Origin of the sequence: Streptomyces sp. NPDC090106 (genome assembly GCF_044747265.1) — a bacterium.
Classification (GTDB): Bacteria; Actinomycetota; Actinomycetes; order Streptomycetales; family Streptomycetaceae; genus Streptomyces.
In genome coordinates, this window is record NZ_JBIVDS010000017.1 from 217,948 (window position 1) to 237,996 (window position 20,049).

At 71.8% G+C, this 20,049-nt stretch carries 10 protein-coding genes; 6 read left to right on the forward strand and 4 right to left on the reverse strand.

From position 1 onward, the window contains the following. Positions 1-58: 58 nt before the first annotated feature. Together ACIPSE_RS40720 and ACIPSE_RS40725 are read left to right on the forward strand one after the other, a co-directional pair. Positions 59-1,264: a cytochrome P450 gene (locus ACIPSE_RS40720; protein WP_401673514.1), complete on the forward strand. Its 1,206-nt coding sequence runs from the start codon at positions 59-61 to the stop codon at positions 1,262-1,264. Positions 1,265-1,338: 74 nt separating this feature from the next. After that, a complete protein-coding gene (locus tag ACIPSE_RS40725; protein WP_401673517.1) occupies positions 1,339-4,713 on the forward strand; it encodes a pyruvate carboxylase in 3,375 nt (1,124 codons plus the stop codon). Positions 4,714-4,745: 32 nt separating this feature from the next. Here ACIPSE_RS40725 and ACIPSE_RS40730 read toward each other — a convergent pair whose 3' ends face one another. Then, complete coding sequence (locus tag ACIPSE_RS40730; RefSeq protein WP_401673519.1) at positions 4,746-9,101, reverse strand: hypothetical protein; 4,356 nt, start codon at positions 9,099-9,101, stop codon at positions 4,746-4,748. Next, on the reverse strand, positions 9,098-10,582 hold the full coding sequence (locus ACIPSE_RS40735; RefSeq protein ID WP_401673521.1) for a hypothetical protein: 1,485 nt from the start codon (positions 10,580-10,582) through the stop codon (positions 9,098-9,100). The genes ACIPSE_RS40730 and ACIPSE_RS40735 overlap by 4 nt, the downstream gene beginning before the upstream one ends. A 211-nt stretch (positions 10,583-10,793) precedes the next feature. On the opposite strand from ACIPSE_RS40735, the gene ACIPSE_RS40740 reads away from it, so the two are divergent. Continuing rightward, the gene (locus ACIPSE_RS40740; protein WP_401673596.1) at positions 10,794-12,278 is read left to right on the forward strand and encodes an MFS transporter; all 1,485 of its coding nucleotides are present in this window, start codon (positions 10,794-10,796) and stop codon (positions 12,276-12,278) included. A gap of 21 nt (positions 12,279-12,299) precedes the next feature. Here the strand turns inward: ACIPSE_RS40740 and ACIPSE_RS40745 are convergent, their stop codons facing one another. Beyond that, positions 12,300-12,698, reverse strand: coding sequence for a DUF5997 family protein (locus ACIPSE_RS40745; RefSeq protein WP_401673523.1), 399 nt, complete (start codon positions 12,696-12,698; stop codon positions 12,300-12,302). Positions 12,699-12,756: 58 nt separating this feature from the next. On the opposite strand from ACIPSE_RS40745, the gene ACIPSE_RS40750 reads away from it, so the two are divergent. Next, entirely contained in the window at positions 12,757-13,512 is a 756-nt protein-coding gene (locus ACIPSE_RS40750; protein ID WP_401673526.1) for a LysR family substrate-binding domain-containing protein, read from the forward strand. A gap of 6 nt (positions 13,513-13,518) precedes the next feature. Here ACIPSE_RS40750 and ACIPSE_RS40755 read toward each other — a convergent pair whose 3' ends face one another. Next, positions 13,519-16,335: a beta-L-arabinofuranosidase domain-containing protein gene (locus ACIPSE_RS40755; RefSeq protein ID WP_401673529.1), complete on the reverse strand. Its 2,817-nt coding sequence runs from the start codon at positions 16,333-16,335 to the stop codon at positions 13,519-13,521. A gap of 207 nt (positions 16,336-16,542) precedes the next feature. Here ACIPSE_RS40755 and ACIPSE_RS40760 point away from each other — a divergent pair, with 207 nt between their 5' ends. Both ACIPSE_RS40760 and ACIPSE_RS40765 read left to right on the forward strand, forming a co-directional pair. Next, positions 16,543-17,322 carry an SDR family NAD(P)-dependent oxidoreductase gene (locus tag ACIPSE_RS40760; protein WP_401673531.1) on the forward strand — a complete coding sequence of 260 codons (780 nt, stop codon included), beginning with the start codon at positions 16,543-16,545 and terminating at the stop codon, positions 17,320-17,322. A gap of 104 nt (positions 17,323-17,426) precedes the next feature. After that, entirely contained in the window at positions 17,427-20,048 is a 2,622-nt protein-coding gene (locus ACIPSE_RS40765) for a helix-turn-helix transcriptional regulator (protein WP_401673534.1), read from the forward strand. The last annotated feature ends 1 nt before the right edge of the window (position 20,049 follow it).

Sequence of the window (20,049 nt, forward strand, 5' to 3'; positions counted from 1 at the left end):
CACGTATCCGCCCCCGGAAGGTGTCCCCGACCATGACGTACCCCCTCGGGACTCGCCTGTGACGACCTCGGCCACCGCCTTCCCGCTCGGCGCGGCGACCACCCTCGCCGAGCTCACCGTGAACCCGCACCCCCGCCTCGCCCTGCTCAGGGCCCGCGAACCCGTGTCGTGGCTGCCCGAGCTGAACGGCTGGCTGGTCACCCGGCGCGACCTCGCGCTCGACGTCATGCGGGACGCCGTGACCTTCACCGTCGACGACCCCCGCTTCTCCACCGCCCAGGTCGTCGGCCCCAGCATGCTCTCCCTCGACGGGCCCGAACACGCCCGCCACCGCGAGGCGTTCGCCGCGCCCTTCCGCCCGCGCCGGACCCACGAGGGGTTCGCCGCGTTCATCGAGGAGGAGACCGGACGGCTCCTCGACGCACTCGAACCCGCCGGCGCCGCCGAACTGCGCCGCGACTTCGCCGGGCCGCTCGCCGTCGCCGTCGTCACCGAGGCCCTCGGCCTCGTCGGCACCACCCCCGGCACGGTGCTCGCCTGGTACGACGCGATCGTCCAGGCCGTCTCCGACATCACCGCGGGCAAGGCCGCCGGACCCGAGGGACTCACCGCGTACGCCCGGCTCGGCCAGGCCGTCGAGGAGACCGTCGCCGCCCGCGGCGCGTCCTCCCTGCTCGGCTCGGCCGCCGCACGGCTGACCGGGCCCGAGGTCGCCTCCAACGCGGCCGTCCTCATGTTCGGCGGCATCGAGACCGTCGAGGCGATGCTCACCAACGCCCTGCTCCACCTCCTCGACCACCCCGATCAACTCGCCCTGGTCCGCTCCGACTTCGACCTCCTCGACGGCGCCGTGGAGGAGTCCCTGCGGCTGGAGCCCGGCGCGGCCGTCGTCGACCGCTACGCCACCCGCGACACCGCCCTCGGCCCGGCGACCGTCCGCGAGGGCGACCTCGTCACCGTCTCCCTGGCGGGCGCCAACCGGGACCCGGCCGTCTTCGCCGACCCCGACCGCTTCGACGTCCGCCGCGCGAACGCCCGCCTCCAACTCGCCTTCGCGCACGGCCCGCACTACTGCATCGCCGCCCACCTGGCCCGCCTGGAGACCCGGATCGCCCTGCGCGCCCTGCTGGAACGCCTGCCCGCCCTGCGGCTGGAGCGAGGGCGGACACTCACGCCGTACGGACTGGTCTTCCGGAAGCCGCCCGCGCTGTACGCCCGATGGGATGAAAACCGGCCAACGGGAGATATCGCCGTTTCCGAGTGACCTGCCTCTCATGGCGACCCGGGGCGGGAGCGGCCACGATGGTGAGCGTCACCGGCAGGCCGAAGGGATCGGGAATGCTCCGCAAGGTACTGGTCGCCAACCGAGGCGAGATCGCCATTCGCGCGTTCCGCGCCGGTTTCGAGCTCGGCGCGAGGACCGTCGCCGTCTTCCCCCACGAGGACCGCAACTCACTGCACCGGCTCAAGGCCGACGAGGCGTACGAGATCGGCGAACCCGGCCACCCCGTGCGGGCGTACCTCTCCGTCGAGGAGATCGTCCGCGCCGCCCGGCAGGCCGGCGCCGACGCCGTCTACCCGGGATACGGGTTCCTGTCCGAGAACCCGGAGCTGGCCCGCGCCTGCGAGGAGGCCGGGATCACCTTCGTCGGACCGAGCGCCGACATCCTTGAACTGACCGGCAACAAGGCGCGCGCCGTGGCCGCCGCCCGAGCCGCCGGCGTCCCGGTGCTCGCCTCCTCCGCGCCCTCCAGCGACATCGACGAACTGGTGCGCGCCGCCGACGACATCGGCTTCCCCGTGTTCGTGAAGGCCGTCGCCGGAGGCGGCGGACGCGGCATGCGGCGCGTCGAGGACCCCGCGACGCTGCGGGAGTCCATCGAGGCGGCGGCGCGCGAGGCGGCCTCGGCGTTCGGCGACCCGACCGTCTTCCTGGAGAAGGCCGTCGTCGACCCCCGCCACATCGAGGTGCAGATCCTCGCCGACGGCGAGGGCAACGTCATCCACCTCTTCGAACGCGACTGCTCCGTCCAGCGCCGCCACCAGAAGGTCATCGAGCTGGCCCCCGCGCCCAACCTCGACCCGGAGCTGCGGAGTCGGATCTGCGCCGACGCGGTCCGCTTCGCCCGCGAGATCGGCTACCGCAACGCGGGCACGGTGGAGTTCCTCCTCGACCCGCAGGGCAACCACGTCTTCATCGAGATGAACCCGCGCATCCAGGTCGAGCACACGGTCACCGAGGAGGTCACCGACGTCGACCTCGTCCAGTCCCAGCTGCGCATCGCCGCCGGGGAGACCCTCGCCGACCTCGGCCTGTCCCAGGAGACGGTGACGCTGCACGGTGCCGCCCTCCAGTGCCGCATCACCACCGAGGACCCCGCCAACGGGTTCCGCCCCGACACCGGCCGCATCTCCGCCTACCGCTCGCCCGGCGGCTCCGGCATCCGCCTCGACGGCGGAACCACCCACGCCGGTACGGAGATCAGCGCCCACTTCGACTCGATGCTGGTCAAACTGACCTGCCGGGGACGGGACTTCGGCACCGCCGTGAAGCGGGCCCGGCGCGCCGTCGCCGAGTTCCGCATCCGGGGCGTCGCCACCAACATCCCCTTCCTGCAAGCCGTGCTGGACGACGCGGACTTCCAGGCGGGCCGCGTCACCACGTCGTTCATCGAGCAGCGCCCCCACCTGCTGACCTCCCGGACCTCCGCCGACCGCGGCACCAAGCTGCTCACCTACCTGGCCGACGTCACCGTCAACAAGCCGCACGGCGAGCGCCCCCAGCTCATCGACCCCACCACCAAACTGCCGCGCCTCGACGGCTCCCAGCCCGCCCCGGGCTCCAAGCAGCGGCTCACCGAGCTCGGCCCCGAGGGCTTCGCCCGCTGGCTGCGCGAGTCCCCGACCATCGGCGTCACCGACACCACGTTCCGCGACGCCCACCAGTCCCTGCTCGCCACCCGCGTCCGCAGCAAGGACCTCCTCGCCGTCGCCCCGGTCGTCGCCCGCACGCTGCCCGGACTGCTCTCCCTGGAGTGCTGGGGCGGCGCCACCTACGACGTCGCCCTGCGGTTCCTCGCCGAGGACCCCTGGGAGCGGCTCGCCGCGCTGCGCGAGGCCGTGCCCAACCTCTGCCTCCAGATGCTGCTGCGCGGACGCAACACCGTCGGCTACACGCCCTACCCGACCGAGGTGACCGACGCCTTCGTCGAGGAGGCCGCCGCCACCGGCATCGACATCTTCCGCATCTTCGACGCCCTCAACGACGTCGGCCAGATGCGCCCCGCGATCGAGGCCGTCCGCTCGACCGGCACGGCGATCGCCGAGGTCGCCCTCTGCTACACCTCCGACCTGTCCGATCCCGGCGAGCGGCTCTACACCCTCGACTACTACCTGCGGCTCGCCGAGCAGATCGTCGAGGCGGGCGCCCATGTCCTCGCCGTCAAGGACATGGCCGGTCTGCTGCGCGCCCCGGCCGCCGCCACCCTCGTCTCGGCGCTGCGGCGCGAGTTCGACCTCCCGGTGCACATCCACACCCACGACACGTCGGGCGGCCAGCTCGCCACCTACCTCGCCGCGATCCAGGCGGGCGCGGACGCCGTGGACGGCGCGGTGGCCTCCATGGCCGGCACGACCTCCCAGCCCTCGCTGTCCGCGATCGTCGCCGCGACCGACCACTCGGCCCGCCCGACCGGCCTCGACCTGCGGGCCGTCGGTGACCTGGAGCCGTACTGGGAGAGCGTCCGCCGCGTCTACGCCCCCTTCGAGGCGGGCCTCGCCTCGCCCACCGGCCGGGTCTACGACCACGAGATCCCCGGCGGGCAGCTCTCCAACCTGCGTACCCAGGCCGTCGCCCTCGGTCTCGGCGACCGGTTCGAGGACATCGAAGAGATGTACGCCGCCGCCGACCGCATCCTGGGCCACCTGGTCAAGGTCACCCCCTCCTCCAAGGTCGTCGGCGACCTCGCGCTGCACCTCGTCGGCGCCGGGGTGTCGCCCGCCGACTTCGAGGCGACGCCCGGCCGCTTCGACATCCCCGACTCCGTCATCGGCTTCCTCCGCGGCGAGCTGGGCACCCCGCCCGGCGGCTGGCCCGAGCCGTTCCGCAGCCGGGCCCTGGAGGGCCGCGCCGCCCCCAAGGCCACGCCGGAACTGACGCCGGAGGACCGCGACGGACTGGAGAAGGACCGCCGCGCCACCCTCAACCGGCTCCTCTTCCCCGGCCCGACCCGCGACTTCGACACCCACCGCCAGTCCTTCGGGGACACCAGCGTCCTCGACAGCAAGGACTTCTTCTACGGCCTGCGCCCGGGCACCGAGTACGCCGTCGACCTGGAACCCGGCGTGCGGCTCCTCATGGGTCTCGAAGCCATCGGCGAGGCCGACGAGCGCGGCATGCGCACGGTGATGGCCACCCTCAACGGCCAGCTCCGCCCCATCCAGGTCCGCGACACGGCCGCCGCCTCCGACGTCCCCGCCACCGAGAAGGCCGACCGCGCCAACCCCGGCCATGTCGCAGCCCCCTTCGCGGGCGTCGTCACCCTCGCGGTCGCCGAGGGCGACGAGGTCACCGCCGGCGGCACCATCGCCACCATCGAGGCGATGAAGATGGAGGCCGCGATCACCGCCCCGAAGGCCGGCAAGGTCACCCGCCTGGCCATCAACCGGATCCAGCAGGTGGAGGGCGGGGATCTGCTGTTCGTGATCGGGTGAGGCCGCAGTCCGTCTGGGCTCTTCGGCGGGCGTCATGAGCAGTGAACGCCGATGACGGCCACTCCTTCGTCAGTTGTCAGGACCAGATCCGAGCCCACTGCCGTCAGCGCGTACACCTCCAGGTCCACGGGGAGGACAGCGGTGAGGCTCCGGTCCTTGCGGTCCCAGATCCGCAAGGACCGGTCCTCGCCGCCGGTCGCAAGGAGAGCGCGGCCGGTGGGCGACGTGAAGGGCACAACAGCGTGTACCGGGCGGGTATGACCCAGCAGGGGCGGCGCGTCCTGTCGTCCGGCCATGGGGTCCCAGATCCGGACGGTTTGATCGTCGCCTCCGGTCACGAGCCGGGTTGCCGTCGGCATCATGCAGGCCGCGAGCGCGTGGATGGCGCCTTGGTGGCCCCGGAGCGGAGAGCGGACCTGCCGGGCCGTGACCGGATCCCATACACGAACCGTTCCGTCGTAGCCGCAACTGGCGAGCAGTCTGTGACCACCTTGTGTCTCGAATGTGGTGAGCGCCAGGATCCCTCCGGTGTGGCCCAGGAGAGGCGCGGCTGTCTGCTGGGCGCTGGAGGGATCCCAGATCCGTATGGTGCGGTCCTCGCTGCACGTCGCGAGGAGGGTACGGCCGTCGGTTCCGATGAACGTCGTCACGCCGCGTACGGCACCGGTGTGACCCAGGAGGGACGCCGTGCTCACCTCGGCGCCTGGATCCCAGATCCGTACCGTTCCGCCGCGCGCGAGTGCCAGCCGGGGCCGTCCGTCGTGCCCGTTGAACGCGGTCACCGCCTCGACTCGTTCGTGTGTTTCACCCAGCGTGGCCACCCATTGCCCCGTGGCCGACTCCCAGATGTGAGCTCTGCGGTCATGTCCACCGGTGACGAGAAGAGTCCGGCCGTCCGACCCCGGGAACGAAGCCACGGCGCCCACATCCCTGGTGTGGCCTTTCAAGGACGGCGCGGCCTGCTGGGCCGTGGTCGGATCCCACACCCGGACAGCCCGATCGTGACTTCCTGTGGCCAGCAGAGCTCGACCGTCCCGGAGTGTGAACGCCGTCACCGCGCCCACCCAGTCGTCATGGCCGTGCAAGGGCGGTGCGGCCTGTCGACCGGCTATGGGGTCCCAGATCCGGATCGTGTAGTCGTCGCTGCAACTTGCCAGCAGCGGCCGCCCGTCCGGCCCGGAGAACGTGGCCAGGGCTCCGATCCAGTCTGTGTGCCCGGTCATCGCGGCCGCAGTCTCCCGTCCTGTTTCGGGGTCCCAGATCCGCAGCATCAGGTCGTCACCGGCTGAGGCCAGCAACGGCTTTCCGGAGGAGCCGGGGAATGCGACGACCGCCTGCACGTTGCCGCTGTGTCCGACCAGCGGGGTGACCGTCTGACGGCCGGTGGCCGGATCCCAGACCCGTACGGTCTCGTCCTCCCCGCCGGACGCCAGCAGGACGCGTCCCTCCGCTGTTGTGAACGTGGTCAGCGCCTGTACGGCACCGCTGTGTCCGGTGATCGGCGCCCCCTTCTCGCGGCCTGCGACAGGGTCCCAGATGCGGATGGTGCCGTCGGCGCCTGCTGTGGCCAGGCGGATGCCGCGGTCGGGTGCGGTGAACGAGGCGAGGGCGTGGACGGCTCCGTTGTGGCCCTCCAGCGGTCCGGACGCCACGGGGACCAGGTGCTGCGGCGAGTCGTCCTCGGCCGCTGTGGCCAGTTGGTGGACCGGATCGGTGTGACCCCGCAATGGTTCGGATGTTTGTTCGAATGTCGCTGGGTTCCAGATGCGGATGGTGCCGTCGGCGCCTGCCGTTGCGAGGCGGGTTCCGTGGTCGGGTGTGGTGAAGGAGATGATGGCGTGGATGGCTCCGCCATGGCCCTCCAGCGGTTCCGAAGCCTGCTCCGCCGTCAGGGGGTCCCAGATGCGGACGGTGGCGTCGGCGCCGCCGGAGGCCAGCCGAGGGCGCCCGTCCCAAGAGGTGAAGGCGGCTACAGCGAGGACCTCGCTGCGATGGCCCTGCAGGGGTAGATGTACCGGATGACGGAGCAGCTGGGCCCAGCGCAGTGACCATGTCGGCAGAGGGTCCGCTCCGTGAGGCGGGGGCGTCCCTTGGTCCGTGCAACGTGCCGTGGCCAGTTCCCGGATGCCGCGCCGGTCCTCGGGCGCCGCCTTGACCAGCAGGGTGACTCCCGCGACGGCGCCTGCGACCGCGGGTGGCAGCCCGAGTCTGCCGAAACCCGTCCGCAGGGCGCTTCCGGCGACGGCGGTGGGGTCCAGCCGGTCCAGCAGCCTCGGACACGCGGCGAGTTCGTCCCAGGCCGCCGGGCCGCCGAGTGCCGCGTGATCGGCCAGGTGGTATTCGACGTAGCGATTGGGCTGTTGCTCCGGAAGCCGTGCGTTCGCCTGCCGGGCCAGTGCCGCCGCGATGCGCGCGTGGCGATCGTCGTGTTCGGCCGAGGGCCCCACGAAGTGCTCGGCGAACGCGCGGTGTGCGAGCCGGTAGACCGTCTGGCCCTGCTCATGATCAGCGGTGACATATGGCGCCGCGTGCCTTAGAAGGAGTACGACGTCCTCTCCGGCCAACGGCGGCACTGTTCCGTCCGTTACCAATGCTCTCGCCACTGTGAGCCACAGGTCGTCCTGGTCGGGCAGTCCGTGGCCCTGAGCCAGGGCCAGGGCCTCCAGCAGAAGGAGGTAGGCCGGATTGATCGAGGTGAGCCGCTGTACGGCTCCGGCGAAGAGTCGCCGGTGATCGGTCCCGACCAGCGGCGTCGGCGTGAGAGCGAGCCCTGGGTCGTGCAGGATCTCGTGCACGGCCAGACGGGCGAAGAGGAACTCGCGGTCGAGCCGGCCGAGCGAATGAACGGTGCGTTCGATGGCGGCCGGGTCGACACGCAGTGTGCCGCGGTCGCGTGCGGTGTGCAGGCGGCGACGGATGTAGCGCGTTGTGGCTTCACGGTCGTGGCCCACCAGCACCTTCGCCTGATGACCTGCTCCCGGCGCGGTCACCCCGAGCCCGACGAGGAGATCTTCGTCGTCGGACAGCGGCAGGCCCGGCCCCTCCCGAGTGGACCTTCTGGTCCCGACCACAAGCCGAACACCGGGGGTGGCGGCGAGGGGACGCAATACCTCGGCGGCCATGACCAGGGGCAGGTGCGCTTCGTCCAAGGCGTCTACAAGCAGCGTGAGTGTCGGCTCGGGCGATGTGCCTCGTTGGCGTCGGGCTCCCAGATACGACGTGAGCCAGGCCATCCGGGGCGCGAGGCTCTGGGCGTCCGGCGGCCGCTGGACGATGCCCGCAGCCTGGGCGATCCGGTCCACCAGCAGCTGCGGGGTGAGCCCGGTGAGCGGGATAGCTGCATCGAAGGCGTGCCTGGGGTGAGGTGTTCCCTCGGGCAGGGCCGACAGGTGTCCGGAAAGGCGAAGGATCTCCGCCAGTTCCGGCCGGGTGTGGATCAGGACGTGTCCCAGCAGTGCAGACTTGCCCGACCCGGCCGGGCCGGTGACCACCATGAGTCCCTCGTGCGCCGTCGACAGCCATCGCATGAGGTCGTAGCGCTCGGTCTCGCGCCCCTCGAAGTACCAGGTCTGTTCGCCGAGCTCTCCGCCCGCGGCCTTGTCGACGAAATGACGGCGCGCTTCCGCGCCCAGACACGACAGGGCTGTCTCGATCTCCGCCTCCACGTCGAGAGGCGCCTGAGCACGGCCGGACACTGTCGGGTGGACACGTCGTAGCGCCGCATGGCCGTACGTGCGGGCGTAGGCCACTGTGTCGCCCATGGCACAGTTGATCTGCTCTGCCAGCGTGTAGAGACCGATGGTGTCGTGGGTGCGGAACGTCACCGTCAACAGTCGGTCCAGTACGTCACGGAAGGCGCCGAGTGTGGTGCTGCCGTCCTGGGCGCTGGCGACGAGGATGAACTCACCGACATCCGCGTCAGCCGTGGCTTGACTGCTCATCAACTCCACGAACCGGCGGGAGGTACAGGCATCGATGAAGACGGCGGCCCACCCCGCCTGCCTTCGACCCTGGCGCGTTTTCAGGTACTGGAGCAGGTCCAGGTGCGAGATGCCGTTCCGGATCAATGGGTTCGGACTCTCGGCATGGGCCAACAGCGCGAGGGAACGGCCGTCGCTGGCTCCGTGCCCTACCCAGTACAGGACCGTGTCACAGCCGTTCCTCCCGGTGGACCAGTCGTCGAGCCGGCTGTTGACCGCTCCGGATCCGCGCTCGAGTTGCGGCGTCGGCCACGGGTCCGTCTCGGCGCCGAACGGCTTGAGCAGGGCAGCGACCCGCTGTACTTCCAATCCTGTCGCCAGCGTGGGGTGATGGTCGTAGTGCCCGATGTCCACCGGGAAGAATTGCAGCGGTCGGCCATCGTTCGGGTGGAGGTCCGGAGCGGTCATGGCGTCTGCGGGCGATTCCGGACCGCAGGCGGCAGCGCGAGCACGAGTTGAGTGAGTGGCGAGCCACCGCCAAAGGCGACGCGCACACGGTAGAGCCCGGGCTCCGGAAGCGTGACCGGAGCGGCGACCGTTCCGTCGTACCAGCCCGGCCGAGGGGCGTCGACGAGTCGGTCGTCCTCTGCGTTGTGCACGCCGCAGGCGATTCCGGCATGGCTGTCGAGTTCCTCGCCCGGTGAGGGCAGCAGACGGAGCAGCCAGGGCTGTCCGGCCTCGACGTGGTCGGGTACTTGAAGACCCAAGGTGCCTGAGCCGAGCGCAGGACCCAGAGAGGCGTCGTGCCCGGTGAGGACGGCACGGACATAGGCCAGGGCGACACCGTCCTTGGCCAGGGAACCGTGCTGCAAGGGTAGCCATGTCGTGCCCGCAGCTGGGTGCGAGGCGGCTGAGTCACGTGACACCGTTCCGTCGCCTGCCCGGTTCCGGCGGGCCGGTAGTCCTGTGTCCGGATCGTGGGAAAGGTTTCCTGTGCTGTCGCGGGCGAAGCTGACGTACTGCGCGTGCACGACTCCGGAGTCCAGTCGCAGACTCTGCACGGTCGGCTGGTCGATGCCGACGACGGCACTGTGCCCTGGCAGCGACGGTGATTCCGGATCTCGCATGCTCTGTTGGAACTTCATTGCCTGTGAGGCCAGTTCCTTGTCCCCGCCCAGGAGTGCTACGTCGGCGGGGGACAGCCGTGTCACGCCGTGTCCGGTGTCGACACAACGGTAGTCAGGCAGAAGGTCGTGCACCCCGGGCAGCGTCGCGGCGAGCTCCTGCATCCGTCGCTGGGGCAGTGCCGGGCTCGCGCGATCGCCGTTCAGGATCAGGGCTGACTTGGGCGCCCCCAGGAACGGTGTCCCCAAAGTGATGACGGCACGGCTCTCGGGTCGTAGACCAGGGGAGTGCGCAAAGGCGGCTCGGGTGACGAGACCGCCCATGGAGTGGGCGACGAAGACCAGTTGGGCAGGGCGTCCGTCGGGATGATGGCGTCGGGCCCGCTGGTGGGCTTCCGTGGCCCGCCAGGCGGTGAGATGCCGGTGGGAGGCCGCCGCGAGCAACGCGCCGTTGACCTGCACCGGAAGCCGCCAGTCGTAGGCGAACTCCAGCACCGCGGCGCGGTCGGCCACCTTCTCCCGCACAGCTGCCACGAGCGGCCCGTACGGTTCGAGGCCCTGGAGAAAGGGGGCCCAGGCCGGTAAGCGCAACAGCCCGGTCGCCTCGACGCGCCCGTAGCGGCCGTTGCGTTCGCTGTAGTCCAGATGCAGAGGACGCATGCCTTCACCACCGCCGGACCAGGCTCTCCCGAGCCAACGCAGGTCGTTGAGCCCCCACAACACGCGTCGGCGACCGGTTGCCTCACGCAACGCACTGCCCATGATTCCCGGAACCACCACCACCGCGTCGTGGGTGAGGTCCGGTGTCGTCCCCCGAGTGGTCATAGCAGGGAACAATAGCCAGAGCGCAGAGAGCGCATGGGGGAGTTGAACAGAGCGATACGGTCACCGCCGTCCCGAGTGGTGACCCCTCGGCCACGGGCGTACGGTCGACTCAGTAGACGGACTCGTTCACTGAACTGTCATGAGCACCGATCCGAAGCACACGACCTCAGCGCGGACCGCCGCCCCGCAAGTGGGCGGCGGCGGACACGGCATGGCGCTCCTGGTCATCGCCTCGTGTCAGCTGATGGTGGTCCTCGACATCACCATCGTGAACATCGCTCTCCCGGACATCCAGAACTCGCTGGGCTTCTCCACCACCAGCCTGTCGTGGGTGGTGAACGCCTACACGCTGACCTTCGGCGGACTGCTGCTGCTCGGCGGCCGGGCCGGGGACATCCTGGGGCGGCGGCGGGTGTTCATCGCCGGTGTGCTGCTGTTCGTCGCGGCCTCCCTGCTGGGCGGGCTGTCCCAGAACGAGGGCCAGCTCCTCGCCGCGCGCGCCCTCCAGGGTGTCGGCGGCGCCATCGCCTCCCCGACCTCGCTCGCGCTGATCAGCACCACGTTCCGCGAAGGACCCGAACGCAACCGGGCGTTCGGGGTGTTCGCGGCCGTCTCGGCGGGCGGCGGAGCGATCGGGCTGCTCGCGGGCGGCATCCTCGTCGAATGGCTGAACTGGCGCTGGGTGCTGTTCGTCAATGTGCCGATCGGGCTGCTGATCGCCCTCGCCACGCCCCGCTACATCCGGGAGTCCGAACGCCACCCCGGCCGCTTCGACCTCACCGGCGCCCTGACCTCCACCCTCGGCATGGTGCTGCTCGTCTACGGGTTCATCCGCGCCGCCCAGGACGGCTGGCGGGACCCGCTCACGCTCGGCTCGTTCGCCGCGGCGGTGGTGTTCCTGGTGGCGTTCGTGCTGGTCGAGCGGCGCTCCCGGCAGCCGATCACCCCGCTGCACATGTTCGCCGACCGCAACCGCGCGGGCACCTACGGCATCATGCTCTGCCTCGCCGCGGCCATCTTCGGCATGTTCTTCTTCCTGACGCTCTTCGTGCAGAACGTGCTGGACTTCAGCCCGCTCCAGGCCGGGTTCGCGTTCCTGCCGGTCAGCGTGGTCATCGCGATCGGCGCGGGCATCGCGTCCCGCTACCTGCCCGTCTACGGACCCAAGCCGTTCATGGTCATCGGCGCGATCCTCGCGGCGGCCGGGCTCGCCTGGCTGACCCTGACGGACATCCACTCGACGTACGCGGGCAGCGTGCTGGGCCCGATGCTGGTGTTCAGCCTCGGCATGGGCATGGAGTTCGTGTCCCTGACCCTGATGGCGCTGTCCGACGTGCCCGTGCAGGAGACCGGCGCGGCGTCCGGGCTGCTCAACGCCACCCAGCAGGTGGGCGGGTCCCTGGGGCTGTCCATCCTGGTCACGACGTTCGGTACGGCGAGCGCGAACGAGGCCGAGAAGCAGTTCCCGGCCTTCCGGGCCGGTGCCACCGCGGCCGAGCGGCTGGAGTTCCAGCGCACCGGGCAGCTGCCCGGGCACTGGGGCGACGCGGTCCTCACGGCCGGCGTCTCGGCCGCGTTCGTCGTCGCGGCGATCTTCACCGCGGTCGCCGCGCTGATCGCCGTCCTCGCGATCCAGGTCCGGCCCTCCGACCTGGAGCGGCTCCAGGGCAACGGGACGGGGCCACCGCCTCCGTAGACCGGACCCGGACCCGGCAGGTCAGGCGCCCGCCGCGCGCTCCGCCTTCTCCGCCTGCTGCTTCTTCACGCGGGCCGTCTCCTTGCGGACCTCCGCCTGCGTGGCGCGCTCCTTGGCCAGCCACTCGGGCTGCTCCCGCTTGAGCTCCTCGATCTGCTCCGTGGTGAGCGCCTCGGTGACCCCGCCGCGCGCCAGGCCCGCGATCGACACGCCGAGCTTGGCCGCGACCACCGGACGGGGGTGCGGGCCGTCGGCGCGCAGGTCCTGGAGCCACTGGGGCGGTTCGGCCTGGAGCTGGTTCAGCTCGGCGCGCGAGACGACACCCTCACGGAACTCGGCGGGGGTGGCCTCGAGGTACACACCCAGCTTCTTCGCCGCGGTCGCGGGCTTCATCGTCTGGGTGCTCTGGTGCGACGTCATGGTGTCCAGGGTATCGACTGGGTGAACCCCCGCCGACCACGGCGGGTAACCTGGCCAGGTGACAGGCCCCGCAGAACCCCCGACGTTCCGGCTCGCCTACGTCCCGGGAGCCACCCCGGCCAAGTGGGTGCGGATCTGGAACGAGCGGCTGCCCGACATCCCGCTCACCCTCCTCCAGCTCACCGCCACCGAGGCCGCGGACGCCCTGCGCGACGGCTCGGCGGACGCCGGTCTGGTCCGGCTCCCCGTGGACCGCACGGTCTTCAGCGCGATCCCCCTCTACACCGAGACCACGGTCGTCGTCGTCCCCAAGGACCACGTGATCGCGGCCGTCGAGGAGGTCGTCGTCGCGGACCTGGCCGACGAGGTCGTCCTGCACCCCCTGGACGACGTCCTCGGCTGGACCGAGCTGCCCGGCGAGCCCGCCTTCGAGCGCCCCGCGACCACGGAGGACGCCGTGGAGCTGGTGGCGGCCGGGATCGGCGTCCTCGTCGTCCCGCAGTCCCTCGCCCGGCTGCACCACCGCAAGGACCTCACCTACCGGACGGTCACCGACGCCCCCGAGTCGTCCGTGGCGCTGTCCTGGCCGGAGGAGGCGACCACGGAGATGGTCGAGGACTTCATCGGCATCGTGCGCGGCCGGACGGTCAACAGCACCCGGGGCCGTGCCAAGGAGCCGGAGCAGACCGGGGCGAAGGCCAAGGCCCAGCCGAGGAAGCCGCAGCAGAAGCAGCCGCAGAAGCGCTCCGCCCCGGCCGGCGGACGACGCAAGCCGCCCGCCGGCCGGGGCGGCAAGCCGCGCCGCCGCTCCTGACGCCCCTCAGGCGGCGTAGGTCGCCTGCTGGGCCGTGCTGATCACCAGGTCGCCGTCGGCCTGCGACAGCAGCCCCGCCGACACCCAGGCGGCCACGGCCGACCGCACCTTCGTCACCAGGGCGTCCTTGCCGCTGAACGGTGCCGCGGCCCAGATCTCGTCCAGCAGCGTCGTCCCGTCGGACTTCGCGGGGTTGGCCACGCCCGAGTCGGTGGTGCCGAACACGACCGTGGGCTCGGAGCGCCGGAAATAGGCGTGCGTCGGGTCCTCGGTGCCCTCGAAGAAGGGCGCGAACTCCGTGCCGTTCAAGGTGTAGTGCAGGGCCTTGCCGCTCACCGGGGTGAGGGTGGGCAGCAGGTTCCCGGAGAGACCGGCGTTGCGGTACAGCCCGAACGACAGATAGCTCGTGGCCGAGTTGCGGGCGACGAGGTTCACCGGGCCGTAGAACAGGGTCTGCAGGGCCGGGTCGTCCAGCGCCTTCTCCACCCGCAGCCGGAACGGGATCGTCACGCGCACGACGTCCCCCGCCTGCCACGTCCGGGACACCGTGAAGTAACTGCCCGCGGCCGGAGTCCCGCTCACCGCGGTGCCGTTGACGGTCACCTGGAAGCCCGACGTGGCCCACGACGGCACCCGCAGCTTCAGCGCGAAGGCCGCGGCGCTCCCGCCGAACGTGAGCGTGCTGCCCTGCTCGCGCGGGTAGTCGGTGGTCTGCGTGACCGTCACGCCCTTCGCGGACCAGGTGAGTTGGGACGGGCTGTAGAGGTTGACGTAGAGAGCGCCGCCGTCGGCGGCCTTGAAGTACACCGAGTCCTGGTACTTGGTGGCGCTCTCCATGCCCGTGCCCTCGCAGCAGGTGGTGCCCTGCTTGGGCGTGTAGTCCCGGACGTGCCCCGGAGTCAGCCCGATGAAATAGGTGACGAGCGGCTTCTCCGCGTCCGCCGCGTCCCGCTTCGACCCGAGGACCTGGTTGTACAGGGCCCGCTCGTAGTACTCCATGTACTTCGGGGTCTGCTCGTGGAAGAACAGGGTCCGGCTGAGCTTCAGCAGGTTGTACGCGCAGCACGTCTCGGCCGTCGTGTCGCCGATCGTGCCCGCGATCACCCCGGACGCCTTCCAGAACTCGCCGGTGCTGGTGCCGCCGATGCCGTACATACGGCCCGGTACGACCATGGCCCAGAAGTTCCGGGCGGCGGTGAGGTAACGCGTCTCGCCCGTCGCGTCGTACAGCCTCAGCAGGCCGGTGAAGATCGGGATGTGCTGGTTGGCGTGGAGTCCGTTCAGGGTGTCCGCGTTCGCGGCGCACGCGTCGATCAGCGAGTCCAGGTCGAACAGCTGGGCCAGCGCGAGGTGTTCGGCCTTGCCGGTGTACCCGTGCAGGTCGACGATCGCCTCGACGATGCCGCCGAACTCGCCGCTGGAGAACAGCCCCCACATCCGCTGGAGCGTCGCCTCGGACAGCGCCGACAGACGTGCGTGCATCCAGTCGCCCATGCCGGACGCGAGGTCCAGGGCGCGGGCGTCGCTCGTGGCGGCGTACGCGTCGAGGAGGCCGCGCAGGATCTTGTGCGCGGTGTAGTAGGGCGCCCACACCCGGGTGTAGTCGCTCGCGGTCATCGACTCCAGCAGGATGAACTGGGTCTCCGGGTAGGCCGCGAGGAACCCCGGGTGGCTCGGGCCGCCCCAGGTGCGGCGCAGGGTCGCGGTCTGGCCCCGGCCGGAGGCGTCGGCGAAGGAGCCGCCGCTCGTGGCCTGGAACCAGTACGCGGCGAGATTGCCGAGCCCGGCGCTCGACAGCTTCGCCTCGTTGGACTGGAGCGAGGTGATCTCGGCCTGGGTGAGCACCCGGGACCAGACGTTGAACTCGTCGAAGCCGCCCGCGTACACGGGGTCGCCCGCGTAGTTCGAGCGGCCCAGCCAGTTGTTGGTGAGCGTGCCGAGCGCCGCCGGGGTGAGGGTCATCGCGGTGTTCGTCGCGACGGCCGTGCCGTTGACATAGAGCGTGCCGGTGCCGCCCGAGAGGGTCACCGCGAGATGGCTCCACTGGTTCAGCGGCAGCGCGGCCGTGCCGTTGAGGCCCTGCTCGCCGCCCGCGCCGCTCGTGGTGATGGCGAAGCGGGGGACGCCGGAGGCGTTGCGGGACGCCAGGTACAGGTACTTGGTGGTGTCGTTCCCGAAGTCGAACACCCGCTGCCAGTTGGCGTCGTGGGTGGGCTTGACCCAGGCCGCCAGGGTGATCGCGGAGGCGCCGCCCAGTACGGTCGCGGGCAGGTCGACGTACTGGTACGAGCCGCGCACGTTCTCCAGCGCGCCGCCCCATCTCCCGGTGACGGCCAGCATCTTGGGGTCCGTGCGCAGTGCGGCGCGGGCGTCGGTGAGGGCTCCGAGGATCGTGCCGATCCTGTCGGCGAAGACCTGCTCCCCGGTGCTCGCGTACGCCTGCGACAGCATGGTGAGGAAGTGCCCGGTGTAGTGCCCGCGCAGATTGCCGTTCGCCTCCCCGTCCAGCCCTTCCCAGCCGCCGGGCGCGACGGCCCCGCCGGTGGAGAGCCCGGCGTTGGCACGGAACACCTGGACGAGCCGGTTCACGTCGTAGCCGCGCGCGTGGTCCAGCATCAGCTGCCGCTTGTCGGCGAACACCCCTGCCTTCAGGGCGACTTCACCGAGCCCGAAGGGCTGTACGGACCACGAGGAGGGGACCGCGGCCGAGGAGGCCGCCGCGGCGGACGCGGCCTTGCCGCCGAGGCCGAAGGAGACCGACGGCGCTGCCACGGCGAGGGCCGCGGCCTGGAGGAGGTGTCGTCTGGAGAGGGGCGGGGCCATGTTGCTCCTCTGGGGGAGTCCTCTGACGAGGTTCGCGGGTGAGGTCCGCATCCCAAACGTTCGAGATGACGAACGCCATTCGAATGGTCGGCCAGACGATAGGAAGAGCGACGGTTGAGCGTCAACGGGTCGGGAGCATCCAGTTCCGGCCGTGTCACCCGGCGGCCGACGTCGTGACGGTCTCCGGGCGCCGCCTAAGGTGCGGGGATGACGTCACAGCCGTATCTCGCCGAACTGTTCTCCCTCCAAGGCCGCGTCGCCCTCGTCACCGGAGGCAGCTCCGGGATCGGCCGGGCGATCGCGGGGGCGCTCGCCCGGGCCGGGGCGCGGGTCGTGGTCGTGGCCCGGCGGGAGAAGGAACTGGTGGAGACCGTCGAGGAACTGCGCGCCGAGGGGTGCCGCGCCGACTGGGTCAGCGGTGACCTCGGAACGCGCGACGGGGTGCGCGCGGTGGCCCGGGACGCGGTGGAGCTGGCCGGGGAGCCCGACATCCTCGTCAACTCCGCCGGGATCAACCTGCGCCCGCCGCTCGGGGAACTGGGCGAGGACGTGTGGGACACCACCCTGGCCGTGAACCTGGAGGCGCCCTTCCTGCTGGGGCAGCGCTTCGGCCCCGGCATGGCCGAACGGGGCTTCGGACGGATCATCCACGTCACCTCCCAGCAGGCGCACCGCGCGTTCGTGCAGAGCGGGGCCTACGGGGTGTCCAAGGGCGGCCTGGAGTCCCTGGCCCGGTCGCAGGCGGAGGCCTGGTCGCCGCACGGGGTCACCTGCAACACCCTGGTCCCGGGGTTCGTGATGACCCCGCTCAACGCCCGCCTCGCCGACGACCCCGGCAAGGTCGCCGAACTCGCCGCCCGCACCATGGTCGGACGCAACGGCCTCGCCGAGGACTTCGCGGGCGCGGCCGTCTTCCTGGCCGGCGGCGCCTCCGCGTACGTCACCGGGCAGTCGATCTTCGTGGACGGCGGACTGTCGGTCCACTGACCGCCACGGGCGATCCGTCCGCGCACCGGCGCCCGTGACGGGAATGCCGGACAGGGACCGGAACGGCCGGGCGGAACCCGTCCGGCCGGTGGCAGAATCTGGACGTGGATCGGTGGATCCTCGAACGCGAGACCGAGCTGACACGACTGGCCGGGGCCGCCGAAGAGGCGGCGCGGGGCGCCGGTTCGGTGGCGCTCGTCCTCGGCGAGGCGGGCATCGGCAAGTCGAGCCTGGTGAAGGCGATGCCGCGGCGGCTGCCCGCCCTGGCCCGGATCCTCGTCGGACAGTGCGACGACCTCGCCACCCGCCGCCCCCTCGGCCCCTTCCGCGACCTCGTCGGCAGCGTCGGAGCCGAACTGGCCCGCGCCGTCACGGAGGGCGGCGACCGCCACCGCGTCTACGAGGCCCTGTACGGCGAGCTCGCCGGCACCCCGCACCCCGCGGTCCTCGTCGTGGAGGACGTCCACTGGGCCGACGAAGCCTCCCTGGACGCCCTGCGGTTCCTGGTCCGCCGGATGGAACGGCTGCCCGCCCTCCTCGTCCTCACCTACCGCGACGACGAGTTGAGCCGCGAGCATCCGCTGCGCCACCTCCTCGGCGAGATCTCCCGCACCCCGCGCGTGCACCGGCTCCCGCTCGCCCGGCTCTCCCTCGACGCGGTCCGCACCCTGAGCGCCACCCGGCACCTCGACCCCGCCCAGGTGTACGAAGTGACCTCCGGCAACCCGTTCTTCGTCGCCGAGATCGTCGCCGCCGGGGGCACCGGGGGAGTGCCGCCGACCGTCGTCGACGCCGTCCTCGCCCGGCTGCGCGGTCTGGACGCCGCGACCGTCGACGCGCTGGAACAGCTCGCCGTGGTCCCCTCCGCCGTCGAACGGCCTCTGGTCGAGGCCCTCCTGGACCGGGGCGTGGCCGTCCTCGCGACCGCCGAGCAGCGCGGACTGCTGACCGTGGAACCCGAACGGGTCGCGTTCCGCCACGAGTTGATCCGGCGGGCCGTAGCCGACTCGCTGCCCGCCGCCCGCCGCATCGAACTCGACCGCAACGCCCTCGCCGCCCTCGTCGCCCGCCCCGGCTCCGACGCCGCCCGCATCGTCCACCACGCCGCCCGGGCCGGCGACCACGACGCCATCGCCCGCTACGGCCCCGACGCCGCCAAGGACGCCGCGAGCACCGGCGCCCACCGCGAGGCCGCCGCCCAGCTCCGGCTCGTCCTGCGGCAACGGCACCGCTACCCGCCCGCCGAACTCGCCGCCCTGCTGGAGCGGTTCGCCATCGAGAGCTACACCATCGCCGACTCGGCCGCCGCCGTCACCGCCCAGCGCGAGGCCGTCGCCCTGCGCCGCTCCCTCGGGGACACCCTCGCCCTCGGCGCGGACCTGCGCTGGCTGTCCCGCATCCACTGGTGGGCCGGGGACCCCGAACAGGCGCGCCGCGCCGCCCGCGAGGCCGTCGCCGTCCTCGAACACGCCGGGGACGACCGCCTGCTGGCGCTCGCCGTCAGCAACACCGCCCAGCTCCGCATGCTCTCCGACCGCTACGCCGAGGCCGTCGAGCACGGCGAACGCGCCATCGCGCTCGCCCGCAAGGCCGGCGACGCGGCGATCCTGTCCCACGCCCTCAACAACGTCGGCACCGCCCGCTGGCGCGGCGGCGACCCGGGCGGACGGCTCCAGCTGGAGGAGAGCCTCACCGTCGCCCTGGACGCCGGCGAGGTCGAGGACGCCTGCCGGTCCTACGCCAACCTCGTCTGGAACCTCCTCGACAACCTCCAGTACGACGAGGCCGAGCGGTTCCTCGCCCCGGCCATGGACCTCGCCGACCGCGCCGAGCATCTCGGCTTCCTCAACTACCTCCACGTCGAACTCGCCCTGCGCCGCCTCGCCGCCGCCGACTGGGACGACGCCGAACGCCACGCCGAGTACGGCATGCGCGACTTCCTGCCCGCCCGCTGCCCCGCGCTCACCGTCCTCGCCCGGGTCCGCATCCGCTGCGGGCGCCCCGGCGCCGAGCAACTCCTCACCGAGGCCCACGACATCGCCGTACGCACCGGAGAACTCCAGCGCACCGGACCCGTCGCCGCGGCCCGCGCGGAGGCGGCCTGGCTGCGCGGCGACCCGCGCGCGGTGGCCGCCGCGGCCGGACCCGTCCACGCGCAGGCCGACCCGCTGCCCGGAGTGCCCTACCGGGCCGAACTGGGCTACTGGCTCACCAAGGCCGGGCACCCCGTCGACCTGACCGGCTCCCCGCACCCCTACGCCCTCCAGGCCCGCGGCGCCTGGCGCCCGGCCGCCGCCCTCTGGTCGGCCGCGGGCTGCCCCTACGAACACGCTGGTGCGCTCGCCGAGAGCCCCGACCCCGCCGACAAACTCACCGCGCTCGCCGCCCTCGACGCGCTCGGCGCCGAACCCCGCGCCCGCCTGCTCCGCGCCGAACTGCGCGACCTCGGCGTACGCCACATCCCGCGCGGCCCCCTCGCCGCGACCCGCGGCAACCCCGCCGGACTCACCCGGCGCCAGCTCCAGGTCGTCCTGCTGCTCGGCGAAGGCCTCACCAACGCCGAGATCGCGGCCCGCCTCGTCGTCTCGGTCCGCACCGTCGACAACCACGTCCGCGCCGTCCTCGACAAACTGGACGCGCCGACCCGCCGGCACGCCGCCGACCGCGCCGCCCGCCTCGGCCTGCTCCCGGAACCCGGACGTCCCCTTCCCGGTGCCGAAACGTAGG

What these genes read in the sequence shown, in the direction of transcription:
- ACIPSE_RS40725 (WP_401673517.1), top strand. Translation starts at nt 1,339, where the DNA reads ATGCTCCGCAAGGTACTGGTCGCCAACCGAGGCGAGATCGCCATTCGC.
- ACIPSE_RS40730 (WP_401673519.1), bottom strand. Translation starts at nt 9,101, where the DNA reads ATGACCGCTCCGGACCTCCACCCGAACGATGGCCGACCGCTGCAATTC.
- ACIPSE_RS40735 (WP_401673521.1), bottom strand. Translation starts at nt 10,582, where the DNA reads ATGACCACTCGGGGGACGACACCGGACCTCACCCACGACGCGGTGGTG.
- ACIPSE_RS40740 (WP_401673596.1), top strand. Translation starts at nt 10,794, where the DNA reads ATGGCGCTCCTGGTCATCGCCTCGTGTCAGCTGATGGTGGTCCTCGAC.
- ACIPSE_RS40745 (WP_401673523.1), bottom strand. Translation starts at nt 12,698, where the DNA reads ATGACGTCGCACCAGAGCACCCAGACGATGAAGCCCGCGACCGCGGCG.
- ACIPSE_RS40755 (WP_401673529.1), bottom strand. Translation starts at nt 16,335, where the DNA reads ATGGCCCCGCCCCTCTCCAGACGACACCTCCTCCAGGCCGCGGCCCTC.
- ACIPSE_RS40760 (WP_401673531.1), top strand. Translation starts at nt 16,543, where the DNA reads ATGACGTCACAGCCGTATCTCGCCGAACTGTTCTCCCTCCAAGGCCGC.